An 18,454-nucleotide genomic window follows, 5' to 3' on the forward strand; every position below is an offset into this window, starting at 1 on the left:
CTCGCGCTCACCGGGCTGGCCTTTCGTTCGCGACTGCGGGGCTCCGCTTCGCTGCACTCCTCGCGCTCACCGGGCTGGCCTTTCGTTCGCGACTGCGGGGCTCCGCTTCGCTGCACTCCTCGCGCTCACCGGTCCACCTCGATTTCCAGGCCCGAGGGCAGCGGTGCGACCTCGTCGCCGTACGAGCTTTCCTGCGCGCGTTCGACCTCTGCCTGTTCGTAGGCGGTGACCAGGTCGACGTAGCCGGGCACGCTGGCCAGCAACGCGGTGTGTGTGCCCCGGGCGACCACCCGCCCCTGCTCCACGTAGATGACCTCGTCGGCGAGCGCGATGGTGGCCCGGCGGTACGCCACCACCAGGATCGACGCCGCCGGGACCCCCGGCTCGGCCGTCGACGATCGCAGCCCGGCCAGGATGGCCGCCTCCACCCGCGGGTCCACCGCGCTTGTCGCGTCGTCGAGCACCAGCAGACGCGGTCGGCCGGCCAGCGCGCGGGCCAGGGTGAGCCGTTGCCGCTGCCCACCGGAGAGCGAGGTGCCCCGCTCGCCGACCATGGTGTCCAGACCATCGGGCAGCGCGGCGACGAACCCGTCCGCCTCGGCCAGCCGCAACGCCGCCCAGACGGCCTCGTCGTCGATGCCCGCCCGGTCCAGGGCGATGTTGGCGCGGACCGTGTCGTCGAAGACGAACGGCACCTGGGCGACCAGGGCCACCGTGCCGGCCATCGACGCGGCCGTCAGCTCGCGCACGTCCAACCCGTCGAGGGTGACCGCGCCGGAGTCCGGGTCGACGAGGCGCACTGCCAGCGAGGCGATGGTGGACTTACCGGCACCGGTCGGCCCGACCAGGGCCACCGTCCGGCCGGCCGACACCGTGAAGCCGACCTCGCCGAGGACCTGCGCGCCGGGCTGGTGCGCCTCGGCCGGCGGGTAGGAGAAGTGCACGTCGCTGAAGGTGAGGGTGGCCGGGCCAGGGCTGGCCGGGTCGAGCACGCGCTGTCCGTACGGCATCTCGCCGGTCGCGTCGAGCACCCGGCGGACCCGGTCCCAGCCGGCGACGCTGCGCGGCAGCTCGGCCAGGACCCAACCGATGGCCCGCACCGGAAAGGCCAGCACGGTGAAGAGGAAGGCAACGCTGACCAGCTCGGTCACGCTGATCGCGCCCTGGCGCAGCCGGAACGCCCCGACCACCAGCACGGCGAGGGTGCCGAGGCTGGGCAGCGTCTCCAGCAGTGGGTCGAAGACGCCGCGCAGCCGGCCGACCGCGATCAACGAATCGCGCAGCTCGCCGGCGCGGCCCGCGAACCGGGCGGTCTCCTGGGCCTCGCGGCCCATCGTCTTGACCACCAGGGCGCCGTCGAAGCTCTCGTGGGCGATCCCGCTGACCTCGGCGCGCAGGCGCTGCGCTCGGGCCTGCCGGGGTGCCATCCGGCGGGAGTAGACGACGTTGAGCGCGAACAGCGCGGGGAAGACCGCGAGGCCGACCAGGGCGAGCGCCCAGTCGGTGGCGAAGAGCGACACGATCGCGCCGACCAGCATCACCAGCGTGCCGACGGCGAAGGGCAGCGGCGCGATCGGGTACCAGGCCGCTTCCACGTCCGAGTTGGCGTTGGACAGCAGGGTGCCGGTGGAGTTGCGGTGGTGCCAGGACAGCGGCAGCTCCAGGTACCGACGGGTGACCCGGCGGCGGTAGGAGGCCTGGAGCCGGTACTGCATGTAGCCGGCACCGATCCGGCGGCCGAAGATGCCGACCACCCGCAGCACGCTGATCCCGAACAGGGCGGCCGCGGCCAGCCACAGGGTGCCGGCGCCCACCTCGCCGCGCTCGATGGACGGAAGCGCCACCTCGCCGATGACCGTCCCGACGACCCGGGCACTGACGATGATCATTCCACCGAACAGCACGCTACCGACGACCGCCACCGCGAAGATCCGCGGCTGCTCGCGGATCGCCTGCCGCAGGACCCCCAGCCCTCGACTGAGCACGTCCCGACTTGTCCTGCTCGCCACGCTCTCCCCCGCCGTAAGCCGCAATTATCTCCCTCATCCTTACCGGTCCGGGCCAGCACCGCCGACCCCGAAGGGATATGTCGACCGTCACGTACCGGACGGCGGCGAGCGGCAGACATCGACCCGACGTCCGCTGTCGCGCGCCGACGGGACGACGGGCCTACGATCGGGTCATGCCCCGTTATGCCCGAGCCGAGCGCGAGGCGCTGGCCGATCTCCTGCTGGCCCTCGGACCGGACGCCCCGACGATCAACGAGGGCTGGGCCACCCGTGACCTCGCCGCGCACCTGGTGTTGCGGGAGCGCCGCCCGGACGCGGCGGGCGGCATCGTGCTGCCACCGCTGCGCGGCTATGCCGAGCGGGTCCGTCAGCAACTCGCCGCGCGGCCCTACCCCGAGCTGGTGGCGCAGGTGCGACGACCGCCGCTGTGGAGCCCGATCAGCAACCCGGTGACCGACGAGCTGGCCAACACGATGGAGTTCTTCATCCATCACGAGGACGTGCGGCGGGCCGGCACGGGCTGGCAGCCCCGCGACCTGCCCGCCGGCCTGCAGAGCGTGCTCTGGAAGCGTGCGGCCCCGATGGCCCGCCTGGCACTACGCCGCTTTCCGGCGGACCTCCACGTGCAGGCGCCCGGTCATGGCGAGATCTCCGTCGGCCGCGGCGGCGAACCGCTGCGAGTGGTTGGTGCCCCGGCTGAGCTGGTCCTTTTCCTCTCCGGCCGGCAACGGGTGGCGAGGGTCCAACTTGACGGTCCGGCGGAGGCCGCGCGACGACTGCGCGTCGCCAGCCTGGGCATGTGACCGTCTGTACATAAACGGTCGCAAGTCCTGTGTGGAGTTCCGCACACCCAACGAAACATGCCGATACCTCCTCCCGTACGCTTCACCGCGCCGCTCCGCGCCGGGCGGCAAGAAGTGGGGGCGCACTGTGCGGAGTTTCGCGATTTCGGCGCTGCGGCAGCCCCCGTTTCCCACGGGGCGCCATGGGGCCACGGAGCAGGTGGCGAGCGAGAGCGTCGAGTGGGCGCGCACGTTCGGGCTGGTCGATTCCAGCCATCGCGTGCACCGACTGCAACGGGCCGACGCGGCCGGCCTGGCCGGCCGCGCCTGCCCGGACGGATCGGTGGACGGGCTGCGGCTGCTCACCGATCTGATCAGCTGGCTCTTCGTGATGGATGACGCCTGCGACGAGGACGGCCTCGGCGCCGACCCGGTCCGACTGGGGCCGGCGATCAGCACCCTGCTGGACGTGCTGGACCACTGCGGCGACCCGGACGTCATACCACCCGCCGTGGGGCCGCTGGGTGACGCGTTGCACGACCTGTGCCGACGGGCCCGGCTCAACGATCACGCGCCACTGCTGCTGCGGTTCGTCAGCCAGATGCGGGAGTACCTGCTGGCGCTGCTCTGGGAGGCTGCCAACCGGGAGCGTCGGCGCGTGCCCGAGGTGGCGGAGTACGTCCAACTGCGCCGGCACATCGGCGGCGTGCACCCCTGCCTCACCCTCACCGACCTGGCGTCGGCGCAGCCACCAGGATCGACCCAACGCGCCGATCCGGCGCTGGTCGCCCTGGATCTGCTGGCGGTGGACCTGGTCTGCTGGTGCAACGACCTCTTCTCCTACAGCAAGGAGAGCCAGGCGGATCCGGACGCGCACAACCTGGTGACGGTGATCGCCCAGGACAGCGGTGCGGACGAGGCCGCTGCGCTGCAGGCTGCGGCGAACCGGTTCAACCAGGGGCTGGCGACGTACCTGGATGCGGAGGAAGCGCTACTGTCCGCCGGGGACGACGGGATCCGGAACGCGCTGGCCGCCCGGCGCAACTGGGTCCGGGCCACCTACGACTGGTCACTCACCGCTGCCCGGTACGCCTGATCCGACCGCACCAGCTGGTGGAATGGGACGGCCAGACGATCACCAGGGCTAGCCGATGCACGGTGCCAGGCAATACTCTTCGGTAACCATCATGACGTGACGACCGTCACGCCACCACCCCCGAAGGCGGCTACAGCGATGGCTCTCGATGTACCGTACCGTTCCATCCCGGACATGTTCCTCAAGCGTGTGGCGGCCACCCCCGACCGGAATGCGTTTGCGTCCCCGAACCCCGACGACTCGGGACCCGTCTGGCTGACCTGGGACCAGGTCGGCCAGCGCGCCAAGGCGGTCGCCGCCGGCCTGCACGGCCTGGGCGTCGGCCAGGAGGATCCGGTAGCGATCCTCGCCAACACCCGGCTGGACTGGGTGGTCGCCGACCTCGGCATCATGTGCGCCGGCGGAGCGACCACCACCGTCTACCCGACCACCGAACCGGCGGACGCGACGTTCATCATCGCCGACTCCGGGTCGAAGGTGTTGTTCGCGGAGAACCCGGCCCAGGCGGCGAAGATCGCCGGCGCCACCCTGCCCGCGCTGACCCACGTGGTGCTCCTCGACGGTGCCGCCGACCCCAGCGCGGCGATTCCGCAACTGACGCTCGCCGAACTGGAGGAGCGGGGCACCAGCGCGCTGGCCGCCGAGCCGGATCTGATCGACATGCTCGTGGCCGGCATCGGCCCGGACCACCTGGCCACGCTGATCTACACCTCCGGCACCACGGGCCGACCCAAGGGCGTCGAGTTGCTGCACGGCGGCTGGTGCTGGGAGGCCGTGGCGCAGGCGGAGGTCGGGCTGCTGCGTGACGACGACCTGCAGTACCTGTGGCTGCCGCTGGCCCACTCGTTCGGCAAGACGCTGCTCTGCGGCGCCATCCACGTCGGGCTGCCGACCTACGTCGACGGGCGGGTGGAGAAGCTGGTCGACCTGCTGTCGGTGATTCGTCCGACGCTGATGTGCGGTGCCCCCCGCGTGTTCGAGAAGGTCTACAACCGGGCGGTGACCACCGCGCAGAGTGGCGGCGGCGCGAAGGCGAAGATCTTCGCCTGGGCCGTTGGCGTCGGCAAGGAGAAGGTGACCCTGGAGCAGGCGGGCAAGCCGGTGCCGGCGGGGCTGAAGCTGCGCTACGGGCTGGCCGAGAAACTGGTGTTCAGCAAGCTCCAGGCCCGCCTGGGCGGCCGGATGCGGGTGCTGGTGTCCGGCGCCGCGCCCCTCAGCCCGGAGATCGCCACCTTCTTCGCCGCGGCGAACCTGCCGATCTCCGAGGGCTACGGCCTGACCGAGACCAGCGCCGGCAACTTCGTCAACCCGCCGTCGGGGCTCCAGATCGGCACGGTGGGCCAGGCGATGGGTGACCTGGAGTGCCGGATCGACAGCGACGGGGAGATCCTGGTGCGTGGTCGGCCGGTGATGCGCGGCTACCACAACCTGCCGGAGGAGACCGCCGCCTCGTTCACCGAGGACGGCTTCTTCCGTACCGGCGACATCGGCACCCTCGACGAGCGGGGCTACCTGCGGATCACGGACCGCAAGAAGGACCTGGTCAAGACCTCGGGCGGCAAGTACATCGCACCGTCGCACATCGAGGGGATGTTCAAGGCCATCTGCCCGTACACCTCGCAGGCGGTCGTCGTCGGGCAGGCTCGCAACTTCTGCACGATGCTGGTCACGCTGGACCCGGACGCGATCCAGGGCTGGGTCGCCGGCGGCCCGTTGGAGGGGCGCAGCTACACCGAGATCGTCGCCTCGCCGGAGGCCCAGACGATGGTCGAGGGATACGTCGCCCAGCTCAATGCGCAGCTCAACCGCTGGGAGACGATCAAGAAGGTGGCCATCCTGCCACGCGACCTGACGATCGAGGATGGCGAGATCACCCCGTCGTTGAAGATCAAGCGGCGTGGTGTGGAGAGCAACTTCGCCGCCCAGATCGACAAGATGTACGCCGGCACCCTCGCCGAGCTCTGATTCCACCGAGGGTCCCGTGCCCGGCTCCCCCCGGGCACGGGGCCGTCACAGGTGGCGGCCCCGCCACCTCGTCTGTTCCTCCTCCACGGCGAGCTGCTCCGCCAGCGCCACCTCACGGACCCCCCGCCGACGCCGGGAGTCGACGATCGTCTGCGCCCCCACGGCCAGCCAGGTGGCCACGGCCAGCATGGTCAACGCAAACATCTCCGGCAGCGAACCGGCCACCGGCACCAGCGCGAGCAGCAGCAGGATCCCGCCGATCGTGGGCCAGCGGGGGGCGGCGAGCATCAGCCGGCCGAGCACGATGAGCGCAAGCAGGTAGAGCGCGACCCCACCGTAGAGCGCCAGCAGGTCGAAGCTCGGCAGCGGAATGCCCCAGCTCGGTGTGCTCAGATCGGCGCCCTCGTGGATCAGCCCCTTGAGTCCGAGCGCGAACAGGATGACGCCGGCGATGACCGGCAGGTGCAGGTAGCTGTAGGCGTTCCGAGCCAGGGTCGCGCGGGCGACCGGGTCGCGAGTCCGGTGCAGGGTCTGTTCCATGCCGAGCGCCAGGGTGTCGAAGTACGCCCACCACAGCGCCGCTGCCACCGCGATGCCGAGCACCGCGGCGATGAGCACCGGCCAGGTCAGCGGCAGAACGGCGGCGCCGCCGGGAGCGAGCCCGAGCGCGATGATGGCCTCGCCGAGGGCGACCAGGACGATCTGACCGTGCCGCTCCGCCCAGTGCCCGGCGGAGAGCACCGTCCACCCGGTGCCACGCAGCGCCAGCCCGGCCCCGTACTCCACGGCCAGGGCCGCGAGCCAGAACACCAGCCGGGCCACCATCTCGGCCGTTCCGTCGAAGAGCCGTTGTGGCAGCAGCGCGGCGGTGACGATGAGCGACGTGGCCAGCAGCGGCGGCAGGGCGAGCCGCAGCCAGCGTTGACGCACATCCCGGTTCCGGCGGCCCAGCCAAATGAAGATCGACGTCTCGCTCACCCGGACCAGAAAGTAGCCGGCCGCGAAGACCAGCGGGCCGGGCAGCCCGCCGGGGCGGTCGACGAACGCCTTCGGCAGGCTCAGCGCCAGCACGAAGGCGGCGGCCATGGTGGCGAAGCCGACCAGCGGGACGATGCCCTGGTCGGCACGGATCAGGTTGCCCAGCACGGCGAAACCTGTCCAGCACCACCAGAGCAGCGCCAGCACCACCAGGCACTGGACCAGACCACGGACGGTCGGATTGCCGGCGGCGGCCGTGGTGACGTTCAGGAAGGCGAAGACGAAGATCAGGTCGTAGAAGAGTTCGAGGCGGGTCGCCCGGGAGCCCGGCGCGCTCCGCTGGACCCCGCGCACCCACGCACCCTCGCCCACCAGCAGATTGTGGCAGTCACGAGCGGGTCGAAGACTCGTTCCCGGCAGACCGGCGGACGGCGGCGATGCCCGCTCACCCGGCCTCGGTGGTCCGCGACGAGCGCGGACCGGTTCGGAAACCTGGCCGGGCTGGGTCCGGTCGGTCGCGAACCCGGCGGCTCAGGCGATGACGGCCGGCTCCCGCCAGCGCTGCCGGTCGGTGCGGTCCAGGTCGTAGCGGACCGCCGCGATCCGCCCGACGGCCTCCACGAGGTCTGCGGCGGGCAGGGTGAACGGCAGCCGCAGGAAGCGCTCCAGGGTGCCGTCCAGGCCGAACCGGGGGCCGGGTGCCAGTCGTACGCCGACCTCCTCGGCGGCCCGGGCCAGTGCGCTGGAGACCGGGCCGTCCAACTCGGCCCAGAGCGTCACGCCACCCCGTGGCACGGTGACCCGCCAGTCCGGCAGCCGGTGCGCCAGGGCGCCGAGCAGGGCGTCGCGCTGGGCGGCCAACTGGACGCGGCGGTCGGCGACGATGGCGTCGGCATCGGCGAGCAGGTGCACCGCGACCAGTTGGTCCAGCACCGGGCTGGCCATGTCCACCCCGACCCGGACGGCGGCCAGTCGCTGCACCTGTGGCGCGGAGGCACGCACCCAGCCGATCCGCAGGCCACCCCAGTACGGCTTGCTCATCCCACCGATGGTGATCACCCGGGAGTGCCGGTCGAAGGTGGCCGTCGGCGGGGGTAGTTCGGTGCCGTCCAGCGGAAGGTCCACGAAGGACTCGTCGATGACCAGGTCGGTGCCGACAGCGTGGGCGGCGGCCACCACCCGCTCCCGCAGTGACGCCGGCATCAGGTGCCCGGTCGGGTTCTGGAACTCCGGGATCAGGTAGGCCAGCTTGGGCCGGGTCTGCCGGAGGCTGCCCAGCAGCAGGTCGGACTCCCAGCCACCGGCGTCGGCGGCCAGGCCGTGGGTGGTGATCCGGGCCCGCCGGCCGGCCAGCGCGGCGAGCGCGTTGGGGTAGGTCGGGGACTCGACCAGCACACTGCCGCCGGGGGCCAGGGCGAGTCGCAACACCAGGTCGAGTGCGTGCTGGGTGCCGCTGGTGACCATGATCTGGTCGGCCGAGGTGGGCAGACCCCGGGCGGTGTAGCCGTCGGCCACCGCCTCGCGCAGCTCGATGATGCCGGTGGGGTGGTAGCCGGCACCGCCCAGATAGCGGGGCAGGTCCTCGGCGGCGGCCCGGGCGGCCGCCAGTAGTTGCGGCGGGGCGGCCAGCGCCGCGACACCGAGGTCGATCATCTCCCTGTCGTCCAGCGGGGTCCAGAGGCCGGTGCTGGCCACCCGGTGGTTACCGGGCAGCATGGTCCAGCTCCCGGCACCACGACGGCTGGCCAGGTGCCCCGTCTCGCGCAACTGCCGGTACGCGGCGGTGACCGTGGTGCGGCTGATCCGCAGCGCCTCTGCCAGCTCCCGTTCGGCCGGCAGGCGGACACCCAGCGGTAGCCGGCCGTCGGCGAGCAACCCGCGCACCGTGCCGGCCAGGGCGGCGTAGTCGGGGCTGCGCCGACGGCCCGGCAGGGCGTGCCACTGCCCGAGTAGTCGGGCCAATTGGACGCCCCGTAGCTCACCCGTCATGGCCACTCCTCCGATATTGGCCTCTCCCTCCGGGAGGATTGGCACCTAGGGTGGCATGCATGGCACTGATTGGCAATCTTCGGCACCGGCCGGTGCGACGGCTGGCCCAGCTCTACGTCGGGCTGGTCCTCTACGGGGTCAGCATGGCCCTGATGATTCGCTCCGGCCTGGGCCTCGACCCGTGGGACGTGTTCCACCAGGGGTTGTCGAAGCTGACCGGGCTCTCCTTCGGCACGGTCACCATCGCGGTCGGCGCGCTGGTGTTGCTGCTCTGGATCCCACTACGGCAGCGGCCCGGTCTCGGCACGGTCAGCAACGTGGTCGTGATCGGCCTGGTGGTGGACGCCACACTGGCCCTGATGCCGTCCGGCGGCCCGCTCGGCCTGCGGATCGTGCTGCTGGCTACCGGGATCGTCGCCAACGGGGCCGCCACGGGCATGTATCTCGGCGCTCGGCTGGGCCCGGGCCCACGCGACGGCCTGATGACCGGCTTCGTGGCCCGCCGGCCCGGCTTGTCCGTCCGGCTGGTGCGCACGGTCATCGAGGTCACCGTGCTGGCGCTGGGCTGGCTGCTTGGCGGCAAGGTCGGTCTGGGGACCGTCGCGTACGCGCTGGCAATCGGTCCACTGGCCCAGCTCTTCATCCCGCTGTTCGCGGTGCCCGAACCGGACACCGCCGCACCCGCGCCGACGACTGTCGCGCCGGCCACGCCGGCCGTCTGAGCCCTCACCGACCGTCCGCGAACCGGCACGCCGTGGTCGTGCAACGTGCCGGATGGAGGGTGGGTGTTCCCTTCCGCGACGCGCGCCGTCATCATCTCTGCATGGGGGAGAATGGTTGGCGTTGGTCGGACGCCTGGATCTTCGTGTCGCTGGTCATCGCGAGCGGGGCCGGGCGACACCATCGGTCGGCGACGAGCCGACGGCCGGAGGGTGTCCGCCTGACCGATGTGCTCTCCACAGCCGACCATCTCAACCACGCGATCCCGCAGCGGCACGAGGTGGAGGCCGCAGTCCAGCGGCTTGTCGGCGCCGGGTTGGTCAGCGTCGCCGACGGCTGGTTTCGGATCACCGCCGAGGGTGAGCAGCTCTGGCGTACCCGCCCGCGCGCGGGTGTGGCGACCATGGTGGACACCGTGCAGGGTGTGCTGACCCGCCGGCACGCCCCCGGAAGCGCCGACTGGAGCCTGGACGAGGCCGACCACGCGGCGGCCGTTCAGGAATACGCGGTCCGCTCGATCCCTACGCCCCGCCGGTCACCGGAGGGGCAGTCGGGCGGGCACTGACCGGCTCAGCGCACCGCGTGGCCGCTGTGGCGCAGCGCGTCCTTGACCTCGGCCACGGTCAGCTCGCCGAAGTGGAAGACACTGGCGGCGAGGACGGCGTCCGCGCCAGCCCCGATGGCGGGCGGAAAGTGGGCCACCTCGCCGGCGCCCCCGCTGGCCACCACCGGCACGTCCACGACCGCTCGCACCGCGGCGATCAGCTCCAGGTCGAAGCCCGCCTTGGTGCCGTCGGCGTCCATGGAGTTGAGCAGAAGCTCCCCCGCGCCCAGCTCGGCGCCCCGGTGCGCCCACTGCACCGCGTCGATCCCGGTGCCGCGCCGACCGCCATGCGTGGTGACCTCGAAGCCACTGGGCGTGCCGCCGCCCGGTGCCCGGCGCACGTCGAGGGAGAGCACGAGCACCTGCCGGCCGAACCGGTCGGCGATCTCGGCGATCAGCTCCGGCCGGGCGATGGCGGCGGTGTTCACGCCGACCTTGTCCGCCCCGGCGCGCAGCAGCGTGTCCACGTCGGCGACCTGCCGGACCCCGCCGCCGACGGTCAACGGGATGAACACCGACTCGGCGGTGCGGCGTACCACGTCGAGCATGGTGCCCCGGTCGCTCGAGGACGCGGTGACGTCGAGGAAGGTCAGCTCGTCCGCGCCGGCCCGGTCGTACGCGGCGGCCAACTCCACCGGGTCACCGGCGTCGCGCAGGTCGAGGAAGTTGACCCCCTTGACCACCCGCCCGGCGTCCACGTCCAGACAGGGGATCACGCGTACCGCCACCGACATGCCGTCAGCCTATCCCTCCGTGCGGCGACGGTGGCCGACCCGTCGGGCCGGCCACCGTCGGTGCTGTTGCCGTGCTCAGACGCGGACGAGCATCTTGCCGAGGTTGTCGCCGCGCAGCAGGCCGAGGAACGCGGCCGGGGCGTTCTCGATGCCGTCCACGATCGTCTCGTCGTAGGACAGCGTGCCCTCGCGGAGCCAGCCCGCGACGTCGCGGACGAACGCCGCACGCACGTCGTTGTGGTCGTTGACCAGGAAGCCGCGCAGGGTGAGCCGCTTGCCGATGACCAGCGCCAGGTTGCGCGGCGCGGCCGACGGCTCGGTGGCGTTGTACTGCGAGATCATGCCGCAGATCGCGGCCCGACCGTGCAGGTTCATGGCCGAGATGGCCGCCTCCAGGTGGTCACCGCCGACGTTGTCGAAGTAGACGTCGACGCCGTCCGGGGCGGCCGCCCGCAGCGATTCGCGGACCGTCCCGTCGTGGTAGTCGAAGGCGGCGTCGAAGCCCAGCGCCCGCAGCCGCTCGACCTTGGCCGGCGAGCCGGCGCTGCCGACCACCCGGCCGGCGCCCTTGAGCTTGGCGATCTGACCGACGAGGCTGCCCACCGAGCCGGCCGCGGCGGAGACGAAGACCGTCTCGCCGGGCTTCATCGCGGCCACCTCCAACAGGCCGGCGTACGCGGTCAGGCCGGGCATGCCCAGCACGCTGAGGTATGCGCTGACCGGGGCGAGGCTCGGGTCGACCTTACGGGCGGCGGTGGCGTCGAGCAGCGCGTACTCGCGCCAGCCCAGCCCGTGCAGGACGGTGGTCCCGACGGCGACGTCCGCCGCCTCGCTGGCCACCACCTCGCCGATCGCGGCACCGTCGAGCGGCGCGTCGAGCGCGAACGGTGGCACGTACGACTTGACGTCGTTCATCCGTCCGCGCATGTACGGGTCGACGGACATGTACTGGTTGCGGACCACGATCTGGCCGGGTCCGGGCGCCGGGACGTCGGTGTCGACGAGCCGGAAGGTGTCTTCGGTGGGCCAGCCCTGCGGGCGGCTGGCCAGGTGGATCTCGCGGTTGCTGGTCACGGGGTGGTGGTCCTCTCGTCCGCGGTGGGGGGTCTCGGTCCGCGACGTCACGCGGCCGAGGTCTCCCGGACGGTCAGCGTGACGTCGATGTTGCCGCGGGTCGCGTTCGAGTACGGGCAGACCTGGTGGGCCTGCTCGACGATCTGCTCGGCGGTCTCGCGGGAGACGGCGGGCAGGTCGACGACGAGCTGCACGGTGAGCCCGAAGCCACCATTGCCGTTCGGGCCGATGCCGACCTCGGCGGCGACGACGGAGCCGGTCACGTCGGCCTTGGCCCGGCGGGCCACCAGCCGCAGGGCGCTGTGGAAGCAGGCCGCGTAGCCGGCGGCGAAGAGCTGCTCGGGGTTGGCCGCGCCACCGGCGCCACCCATCTCCTTCGGCACGGCCAGGTCGAGCGCGAGGGTGCCGTCGGAGGTCTCGACGTGGCCGTCGCGGCCGTCGCCGCTGGCGGTCGCGGAAGCGGTGTAGATAACCTGCATGATGGTCACTGCTCCTTCTGTCGGTGGATGGTTTCGGTGACCCGGGTGAGGGTGTCGCGCAGCGCGACAAGCTCACTGATGCCCAGCCCGGTGGCCTGCGCGATCCGCAGCGGGACGTCGCAGAGCTGCTCGCGCAGCGCCCGACCCTGCTCGGTGAGGCCCACCTCGACCCGCCGCTCGTCGCGCGCCGACCGCCGCCGCACCACCAGACCCGCCGTCTCCAGCCGCTTGAGCAGCGGGGAGAGCGTGCCGGAGTCGAGCCGCAGCTCGCCGCCCAGCTCGGAGACCGTGGGTGCGTCGTCGGGGCGCTCCCAGAGCACCAGCAGCGCCAGGTACTGCGGGTAGGTCAGCCCGACCTCGTCGAGGATCGGCCGGTAGACGTCGGTCAGGGCGCGCGACGCGGCGTAGAGCGCGAAGCACACCTGCCGGCGCAACAGCAGATCATCAGTCACCGCTGAACCGTAGCCCACAATTAGATTGCGCACAACCGATCGGCCTGCGAGCCGGCCATGACGACGGTCACCGCCGGGCCGACCTCAGCGATCGCCGAGGTACGCTTCCACCTCCACCTCGACCAGGTGCTCCGGGTCCAACAGACCGGCCACCACCACCAGCGTCGCCGCCGGCCGGACCGCGCCGAAGACCGCGTTGTGCGCCCGGCCCACCTCGTCGGCGTGCAGCCGGTCGGTCACGTACATCCTGGTCCGGACCACGTCGGCCGGCTCCACACCCACCTCGGCGAGCGCGGCCAGCGCGATCCGCAGCGCCTGCGCGGTCTGCGCGGCGGCATCACCGACGTGCACCACCCGCCCGTCCACCGTGGCCGTGCAGCCGGCCGTCCAGGCCCGATCGCCGGCCCGAACCACCCGGGAGTACCCGTACCGCTGTTCCCACGGACCGCCCGAGCCGAGCCGGGTGGTCGTCACGCCTCAGCCAACGTCCGCAGCGCCTCGGCCACCGTGAAGGCACCCGCGTAGAGGGCCTTACCGGCGATCACGCCCTCCACCCCGACCGACTCCAGGGTGGCCAACGCCCGCAGATCGTCCAACGTGGACACCCCACCGGAGGCGATCACCGGCCGGTCGGTACGGGCGCACACCTCGCGCAGCAGGTCCATGTTCGGCCCGCGCATCGTGCCGTCCTTGGTGATGTCGGTGACCACGTACCGGCTCGCGCCCGCCTTGTCCAGCCGCTCCAGCACCTCGTACAGGTCACCGCCGTCGCGGGTCCAGCCCCGCGCCGAGAGGGTGTGACCACGCACGTCCAGCCCGATGGCGACCCGGTCGCCGTACTCCTCGACCACCCGGTCACACCAGACCGGGTCCTCCAGGGCCGCGGTACCGATGTTCACCCGGGCCGCCCCGGTGCCCAACGCCGCGCGCAGGGACTCGTCGTCGCGGATGCCGCCGGAGAGCTCCACCTTCACGTCCAGTTGACGCACCACCTCGGCGAGCAGGTGCGCGTTGGTGCCCCGACCGAAGGCCGCGTCCAGGTCGACCAGGTGGATCCACTCGGCACCGTCCTGCTGCCAGGCCAGCGCGGCGTCCAACGGGTCGCCGTAGATGCTCTCGCTTCCGACGGCGCCCTGCACGAGGCGGACGGCCCGGCCGTCGGCGACATCCACGGCGGGTAACAGGGTGAGGCTCAAGGTCTTCTCCTCGATCAGGTACGACGGTCCAGGGCGATCACGACGATCGCCGGCAGTACAAGCAGCAACAGCACGATCAGCGCGACACGCAACGCCAGGTTGTCGACGAACGTCCAGATCAGCAGCAGCGCCGCACCGGTGAACAGCACGATCGTGGCCCGCTCACCCCGAGTGTGCCGGGCCAGCCGTCCGGAGCGGCCCCGCCGCACCCGCGGCGTCAACCGGCGGACCACCGCGCGACGACGCTGACGGCGGGCCACCTGACGCTGCCGGACCGCCCGCTCCCGGGCCTGTTCCGCCTCACGCTCCGCCCGCCGGCGGGCCGTTCCCGGCTCACCGCGACACCCCTCGGCAGGGCACCGGGCAACGACGCTCAGCCACCGCTGGGCAGCGTGGCGAGCCAGTTGCGCAGCAACGCGGCGCCGGTGTCGGCGGACTTCTCCGGGTGGAACTGGGCCGCCGAGAGCGGCCCGCGCTCCACCGCGGCGACGAAATCCGTGTCGTGGTGGGCGGTGGTCACCGTAGCACCGGCAGCGGCCAGCGCCGCCGGGTCGCCCATCGCGTACGAGTGGACGAAGTAGAACCGGCTCTGCTCCGGCAGCCCCGAGAAGAGCACCGACTCCCGAGGTGCGCGGACCGTGTTCCAGCCCATGTGCGGCAACCGGCTGGCGGCCAGCCGGGTCACCCCGCCGGGCAGCAGGCCGAGCCCCTTGGTCACCACACCGTGCTCGTCGCCGTGCTCGAAGAGCACCTGCATGCCCACACAGATGCCGAGCACCGGCCGACCGGCAGCCACCCGCTCGGCGATCACCGGGCCGGCGCCGAGCGCCTCGATCCCCGCCATGCACGCGGCGTACGCACCCACCCCCGGCACCACCAGACCGTCGGCGGCGGCCGCGACGGCCAGATCATCGGTGACCCGCACGTCCGCGCCGGCGGCGGCCAGCGCCCGCTCCGCCGAGCGCAGGTTTCCCGAGCCGTAGTCGAGCACCACCACGTCGCTCATGTCGTCACCCCGATCACCCGTTCTCCGGCAGCAGCCGCAGAACCCCGGCGACCGTGGCGAGCACCGCGAGCGCCGCGGTGACCAGCACGGCGGCCTTCGGCGCGCCCTGCCGGTAGAGCGACCAGGTGCCACCCACCAGCACCCCGGCCAGGATCAGCAACAACGTCGGCAACGCGGCACCCATCAGAGCCACCTTCCATTCGCGGCTGCGGGGCTCCGCTGCGCTGCACTCCTCGCGCTCATCAGAGCGCGCCCTTCGTGCTCGGGATCGCCCCAGCGGAACGCGGGTCGATCGCGGTGGCCTCGCGCAACGCCCGGGAGACCGCCTTGAACTGCGCCTCCACCACGTGGTGCGCGTCCGGGTGACCGCCCGGCCGGGCCGCCCGCAGCACGTCGACGTGCAGCGTGACCCGGGCCGCCTGACCGAAGGTCTCCCAGATGTGCCGGGTCATGCTGGTCGCGTACACCGGCCCGATGTACGGGGCCAGCACCGGCTCGTCGTGCACCACGTACGGCCGGCCGGAGAGGTCCACCGCGGCCCGGACCAGCACCTCGTCCATCGGCACGGTCGCCGAGCCGTACCGCCGGATGCCGGCCTTGTCGCCCAGCGCCTGGTCGAACGCCGCGCCCAGGGCGAGCGCGGTGTCCTCGATCGTGTGGTGCGCGTCGATCTCCAGGTCACCCACGGTGCGCACGGTCAGGTCGAAGCCGCCGTGCCGGGCGATCTGGTGCAGCATGTGGTCGTAGAAGCCGACGCCGGTGCTGATCTCGGCGGTGCCGGTGCCGTCGAGGTCGATCTCGACGAGAACCTTGGTCTCCTTGGTGATCCGCTCCACGCGGGCGGTCCGGCTCATTGCTGTGCAACCTTTCGTTCGCGACTGCGGGGCTCGCAACACCGGCTCACTCCTCGCACTGACCGGACCCTCCGGGTCGCGACTGCGGGGCTCACAGGCTCACTCCTAGCGCTCCCACTACACAGTCTCCATTGCCGCGAGGAAGGCGTCGGTCTCGGCGGCGGTGCCGGCGGTCACGCGCAGCCAGCCGGGCAGGCCGACGTCGCGAACCAGCACCCCCTGTGCCAGCAGAGCGTTCCAGACGGTGGTCTGGTCGCCGCCCACCTCGAAGAGCACGAAGTTGGCGTCGCTGTCGGCGACCCGCAACCCGCGCTCGCGAAGCGTCGACACGATCCGGTCCCGCTGCGCCATGATCGCGCTCACCGTGCCGAGGAGGGCATCGCGGTGGGTCACCGCCGCGCGAGCGGCGGCCTGGGTCAGCGCGGAGAGATGATACGGCAGTCGGACGAGCTGCACCGCCTGCACCACCGCCGGGTCGGCGGCCAGGTAACCCAGCCGCCCGCCGGCGAAGCCGAACGCCTTGCTCATCGTCCGGGTGACCACCAGCCGCGGGTGGCCGGGCAACACCGCGAGGGCGCTCACCGTCCCGGGTCGGGCGAACTCGGCGTACGCCTCGTCGACGACCACCATGCCGGGCGCGGCGTCGAGCACCGCGGCGATGACCGCCGGGTCCAGTGCCGTGCCGGTGGGGTTGTTCGGGGAGCAGAGGAAGACCACGTCGGGCCGGTGCTCGCGGACCTGGGCGACCGCCTCCTCGACGGTCAACCCGAAGTCGACGCCGCGCTGGGCGGGCACCCACCGGGTGCCGGTGCCGAGGGCCAGCAGCGGGTGCATCGAGTACGCCGGCACGAAGCCGAGCGCGCTGCGCCCCGGCCCGCCGAACGCCTGGAGCAGCTGCTGTTGGATCTCGTTGGAGCCGTTGGCCGCCCACACCTGCTCGACAGTCAACCCGTGCCCGAGATATTCGGCCAGGTCGGCGCGGAGCGCCACCGCGTCCCGGTCCGGGTAGCGGTTCAGCTCACGCAGCTCGGCCGCGAGCGCCTTGCCGATCGCCTCGACCACCGGCTCCGGCACCGGGTGGGAATTCTCGTTGGTGTTGAGCCGCACCGGCACGTCCAACTGCGGCGCCCCGTACGGCGACAGCCCCCGCAGGTCGGCACGGATCGGCAGATCGTCCAGGTCGCTCACGCCGGCCCTCCCGGAAAGCGGGCCTGGACGGCCTGACCGTGCGCGGGCAGGTCCTCCACGTTGGCCAGGGTGACCACGTGCGGGGCCACGTCGCGCAGCGCGGCCTCCGTGTACTCGATCAGGTGCACGCCGCGCAGGAAGGACTGCACGGACAGGCCGGAGGAGTGCCGGGCGCAGCCGCCGGTGGGCAGCACGTGGTTGGACCCGGCGCAGTAGTCACCGAGCGACACCGGCGACCAGGCGCCCACGAAGATCGCCCCGGCGTTGCGGACCCGCAGAGCCCACTCCCGGGCGTCGACCGTCTGGATCTCCAGGTGCTCGGCCGCGTACGCGTCGACCACCCGCAACCCCGCCTCAAGATCGTCGACCAGGACCACGCCGCTCTGCTCGCCGGTCAGCGCCGTGGTCACCCGCTCGGTGTGCTTGGTCGCCGGCACCTGCCGAGCCAGCTCCCGCTCGACCGACTCGACCAGCGCCAGCGACGGGGTGACCAGCACGCTCGCGGCGAGCGGGTCGTGCTCGGCCTGACTGATCAGGTCGGCGGCGACGTGCGCCGGATCGGCCGTGTCGTCGGCGAGGATGGCGATCTCGGTCGGCCCGGCCTCGGCGTCGATGCCGACCACGCCGCGCAGCAGCCGCTTGGCGGCGGTCACCCAGATGTTGCCGGGGCCGGTGATCAGGTCGACGGGGTCGCACCGCAGCTCGCCCGCCGGGTCGACCGCCGCGCCGTAGGCCAGCATCGCCACCGCCTGGGCTCCACCCACGGCGTACACCTCGTCGACGCCGAGCAGCGCGCACGCGGCGAGCACCCGCGGGTCGGGCAGGCCGCCGTTGTCCTTCTGCGGTGGGCTGACCACCACCAGCGACCGCACCCCGGCCGCCTGGGCGGGAACCACGTTCATCACCACGGTCGACGGGTACATCGCCAGGCCGCCGGGCACGTAGAGACCGACCCGGTCGACCGGCAACCACCGCTCGGTGACCGTGCCGCCGGGCACCACCTGCGTGGTGTGGTCGGTGCGACGCTGGTCGTCGTGCACCCGACGGGCCCGGGTGATCGACTCCAGGAGCGCGGCGCGCACATTCGGGTCGAGCACCCCCTCGGCCTCGGCGATCGCCTCGACCGGCACCCGTAACACCTCCGGGGAGATACCGTCGAACCGCTCGCTGGCCTCCCGGATCGCCGGGTACCCATGCTCGCGGACCGCCTCCACCAGAGGCCGGATCCGCTCGACGGCCACCGAGACGTCGAGCTGGGCACGGGGCAGCAGGCGGCGCGGGTCACCCAGACCGTTGCGCAGGTCGATCCGATTCAGCACCCTTACGAG

General features: G+C 72.2%; 20 protein-coding genes. 5 read left to right on the forward strand and 15 right to left on the reverse strand.

Going from position 1 to position 18,454, the window contains the following annotated elements; all coding sequences use genetic code 11:
* Window positions 1-125: 125 nt before the first annotated feature.
* A complete protein-coding gene (locus tag PCA76_RS23645; RefSeq protein WP_272612658.1) occupies window positions 126-2,009 on the reverse strand; it encodes an ABC transporter ATP-binding protein in 1,884 nt (627 codons plus the stop codon).
* Window positions 2,010-2,182: 173 nt separating this feature from the next.
* Between PCA76_RS23645 and PCA76_RS23650 the strand changes: the two genes are divergently transcribed.
* The 3 genes from PCA76_RS23650 (at window position 2,183) to PCA76_RS23660 (ending at window position 5,852) form a co-directional block, all read left to right on the forward strand.
* Window positions 2,183-2,812 carry a TIGR03085 family metal-binding protein gene (locus PCA76_RS23650; RefSeq protein ID WP_272612659.1) on the forward strand — a complete coding sequence of 210 codons (630 nt, stop codon included), beginning with the start codon at window positions 2,183-2,185 and terminating at the stop codon, window positions 2,810-2,812.
* A gap of 199 nt (window positions 2,813-3,011) precedes the next feature.
* Entirely contained in the window at window positions 3,012-3,887 is an 876-nt protein-coding gene (locus tag PCA76_RS23655) for a terpene synthase family protein (RefSeq protein WP_272612660.1), read from the forward strand.
* Window positions 3,888-4,025: 138 nt separating this feature from the next.
* Entirely contained in the window at window positions 4,026-5,852 is a 1,827-nt protein-coding gene (locus PCA76_RS23660; protein WP_272612661.1) for an AMP-dependent synthetase/ligase, read from the forward strand.
* A 45-nt stretch (window positions 5,853-5,897) separates the two neighbouring features.
* On the opposite strand, the gene PCA76_RS23665 is transcribed toward PCA76_RS23660, so the two are convergent.
* Window positions 5,898-7,202 (reverse strand): low temperature requirement protein A, encoded by a 1,305-nt coding sequence (locus PCA76_RS23665; protein WP_272612662.1) that lies wholly within the window; start codon window positions 7,200-7,202, stop codon window positions 5,898-5,900.
* A gap of 159 nt (window positions 7,203-7,361) precedes the next feature.
* On the reverse strand, window positions 7,362-8,819 hold the full coding sequence (gene yczR / locus PCA76_RS23670) for a MocR-like transcription factor YczR (protein WP_272612663.1): 1,458 nt from the start codon (window positions 8,817-8,819) through the stop codon (window positions 7,362-7,364).
* Between the two features lie 59 nt (window positions 8,820-8,878).
* Here yczR and yczE point away from each other — a divergent pair, with 59 nt between their 5' ends.
* Window positions 8,879-9,541 carry a membrane protein YczE gene (gene yczE, locus PCA76_RS23675; RefSeq protein ID WP_272612664.1) on the forward strand — a complete coding sequence of 221 codons (663 nt, stop codon included), beginning with the start codon at window positions 8,879-8,881 and terminating at the stop codon, window positions 9,539-9,541.
* Between the two features lie 101 nt (window positions 9,542-9,642).
* Window positions 9,643-10,104 carry a hypothetical protein gene (locus tag PCA76_RS23680; RefSeq protein WP_272612665.1) on the forward strand — a complete coding sequence of 154 codons (462 nt, stop codon included), beginning with the start codon at window positions 9,643-9,645 and terminating at the stop codon, window positions 10,102-10,104.
* Between the two features lie 5 nt (window positions 10,105-10,109).
* Here the strand turns inward: PCA76_RS23680 and hisF are convergent, their stop codons facing one another.
* The 12 genes from hisF to hisD form a co-directional block, all read right to left on the reverse strand.
* Window positions 10,110-10,877: an imidazole glycerol phosphate synthase subunit HisF gene (gene hisF / locus PCA76_RS23685; RefSeq protein ID WP_272612666.1), complete on the reverse strand. Its 768-nt coding sequence runs from the start codon at window positions 10,875-10,877 to the stop codon at window positions 10,110-10,112.
* A gap of 75 nt (window positions 10,878-10,952) precedes the next feature.
* Window positions 10,953-11,951: an NADP-dependent oxidoreductase gene (locus tag PCA76_RS23690; protein ID WP_272612667.1), complete on the reverse strand. Its 999-nt coding sequence runs from the start codon at window positions 11,949-11,951 to the stop codon at window positions 10,953-10,955.
* Between the two features lie 47 nt (window positions 11,952-11,998).
* Window positions 11,999-12,430, reverse strand: coding sequence for an organic hydroperoxide resistance protein (locus PCA76_RS23695; RefSeq protein ID WP_272619559.1), 432 nt, complete (start codon window positions 12,428-12,430; stop codon window positions 11,999-12,001).
* Between the two features lie 5 nt (window positions 12,431-12,435).
* On the reverse strand, window positions 12,436-12,882 hold the full coding sequence (locus PCA76_RS23700; protein ID WP_272612668.1) for a MarR family winged helix-turn-helix transcriptional regulator: 447 nt from the start codon (window positions 12,880-12,882) through the stop codon (window positions 12,436-12,438).
* 84 nt (window positions 12,883-12,966) lie between these two features.
* Entirely contained in the window at window positions 12,967-13,356 is a 390-nt protein-coding gene (locus PCA76_RS23705; RefSeq protein WP_272612669.1) for a Rid family hydrolase, read from the reverse strand.
* Window positions 13,353-14,078, reverse strand: a complete 726-nt coding sequence (gene priA, locus PCA76_RS23710; protein ID WP_272612670.1) for a bifunctional 1-(5-phosphoribosyl)-5-((5-phosphoribosylamino)methylideneamino)imidazole-4-carboxamide isomerase/phosphoribosylanthranilate isomerase PriA — start codon at window positions 14,076-14,078, stop codon at window positions 13,353-13,355. Before priA ends, PCA76_RS23705 begins: the two co-directional genes overlap by 4 nt.
* Before the next feature lie 14 nt (window positions 14,079-14,092).
* Window positions 14,093-14,455, reverse strand: coding sequence for a hypothetical protein (locus PCA76_RS23715; protein WP_272619561.1), 363 nt, complete (start codon window positions 14,453-14,455; stop codon window positions 14,093-14,095).
* Window positions 14,452-15,084 (reverse strand): imidazole glycerol phosphate synthase subunit HisH, encoded by a 633-nt coding sequence (hisH, locus tag PCA76_RS23720; RefSeq protein ID WP_272612671.1) that lies wholly within the window; start codon window positions 15,082-15,084, stop codon window positions 14,452-14,454. The genes PCA76_RS23715 and hisH overlap by 4 nt, the downstream gene beginning before the upstream one ends.
* A 13-nt stretch (window positions 15,085-15,097) precedes the next feature.
* Window positions 15,098-15,268 carry a hypothetical protein gene (locus PCA76_RS23725; protein WP_165435803.1) on the reverse strand — a complete coding sequence of 57 codons (171 nt, stop codon included), beginning with the start codon at window positions 15,266-15,268 and terminating at the stop codon, window positions 15,098-15,100.
* Between the two features lie 58 nt (window positions 15,269-15,326).
* Entirely contained in the window at window positions 15,327-15,938 is a 612-nt protein-coding gene (gene hisB / locus PCA76_RS23730; protein WP_272612672.1) for an imidazoleglycerol-phosphate dehydratase HisB, read from the reverse strand.
* 117 nt (window positions 15,939-16,055) lie between these two features.
* Entirely contained in the window at window positions 16,056-17,126 is a 1,071-nt protein-coding gene (locus PCA76_RS23735) for a histidinol-phosphate transaminase (protein WP_272612673.1), read from the reverse strand.
* Window positions 17,123-18,445 (reverse strand): histidinol dehydrogenase, encoded by a 1,323-nt coding sequence (gene hisD, locus PCA76_RS23740; protein WP_272612674.1) that lies wholly within the window; start codon window positions 18,443-18,445, stop codon window positions 17,123-17,125. The genes PCA76_RS23735 and hisD overlap by 4 nt, the downstream gene beginning before the upstream one ends.
* Window positions 18,446-18,454 lie beyond the last annotated feature (9 nt).

Origin of the sequence: Micromonospora sp. LH3U1 (assembly GCF_028475105.1) — a bacterium.
Taxonomy (GTDB): domain Bacteria; phylum Actinomycetota; class Actinomycetes; order Mycobacteriales; family Micromonosporaceae; genus Micromonospora.

What these genes read in the sequence shown, in the direction of transcription:
- PCA76_RS23650 (WP_272612659.1), top strand. Translation starts at nt 2,183, where the DNA reads ATGCCCCGTTATGCCCGAGCCGAGCGCGAGGCGCTGGCCGATCTCCTG.
- PCA76_RS23660 (WP_272612661.1), top strand. Translation starts at nt 4,026, where the DNA reads ATGGCTCTCGATGTACCGTACCGTTCCATCCCGGACATGTTCCTCAAG.
- yczR (WP_272612663.1), bottom strand. Translation starts at nt 8,819, where the DNA reads ATGACGGGTGAGCTACGGGGCGTCCAATTGGCCCGACTACTCGGGCAG.
- yczE (WP_272612664.1), top strand. Translation starts at nt 8,879, where the DNA reads ATGGCACTGATTGGCAATCTTCGGCACCGGCCGGTGCGACGGCTGGCC.
- PCA76_RS23680 (WP_272612665.1), top strand. Translation starts at nt 9,643, where the DNA reads ATGGGGGAGAATGGTTGGCGTTGGTCGGACGCCTGGATCTTCGTGTCG.
- hisF (WP_272612666.1), bottom strand. Translation starts at nt 10,877, where the DNA reads ATGTCGGTGGCGGTACGCGTGATCCCCTGTCTGGACGTGGACGCCGGG.
- PCA76_RS23695 (WP_272619559.1), bottom strand. Translation starts at nt 12,430, where the DNA reads ATGCAGGTTATCTACACCGCTTCCGCGACCGCCAGCGGCGACGGCCGC.
- hisH (WP_272612671.1), bottom strand. Translation starts at nt 15,084, where the DNA reads ATGAGCGACGTGGTGGTGCTCGACTACGGCTCGGGAAACCTGCGCTCG.
- PCA76_RS23725 (WP_165435803.1), bottom strand. Translation starts at nt 15,268, where the DNA reads ATGGGTGCCGCGTTGCCGACGTTGTTGCTGATCCTGGCCGGGGTGCTG.
- hisB (WP_272612672.1), bottom strand. Translation starts at nt 15,938, where the DNA reads ATGAGCCGGACCGCCCGCGTGGAGCGGATCACCAAGGAGACCAAGGTT.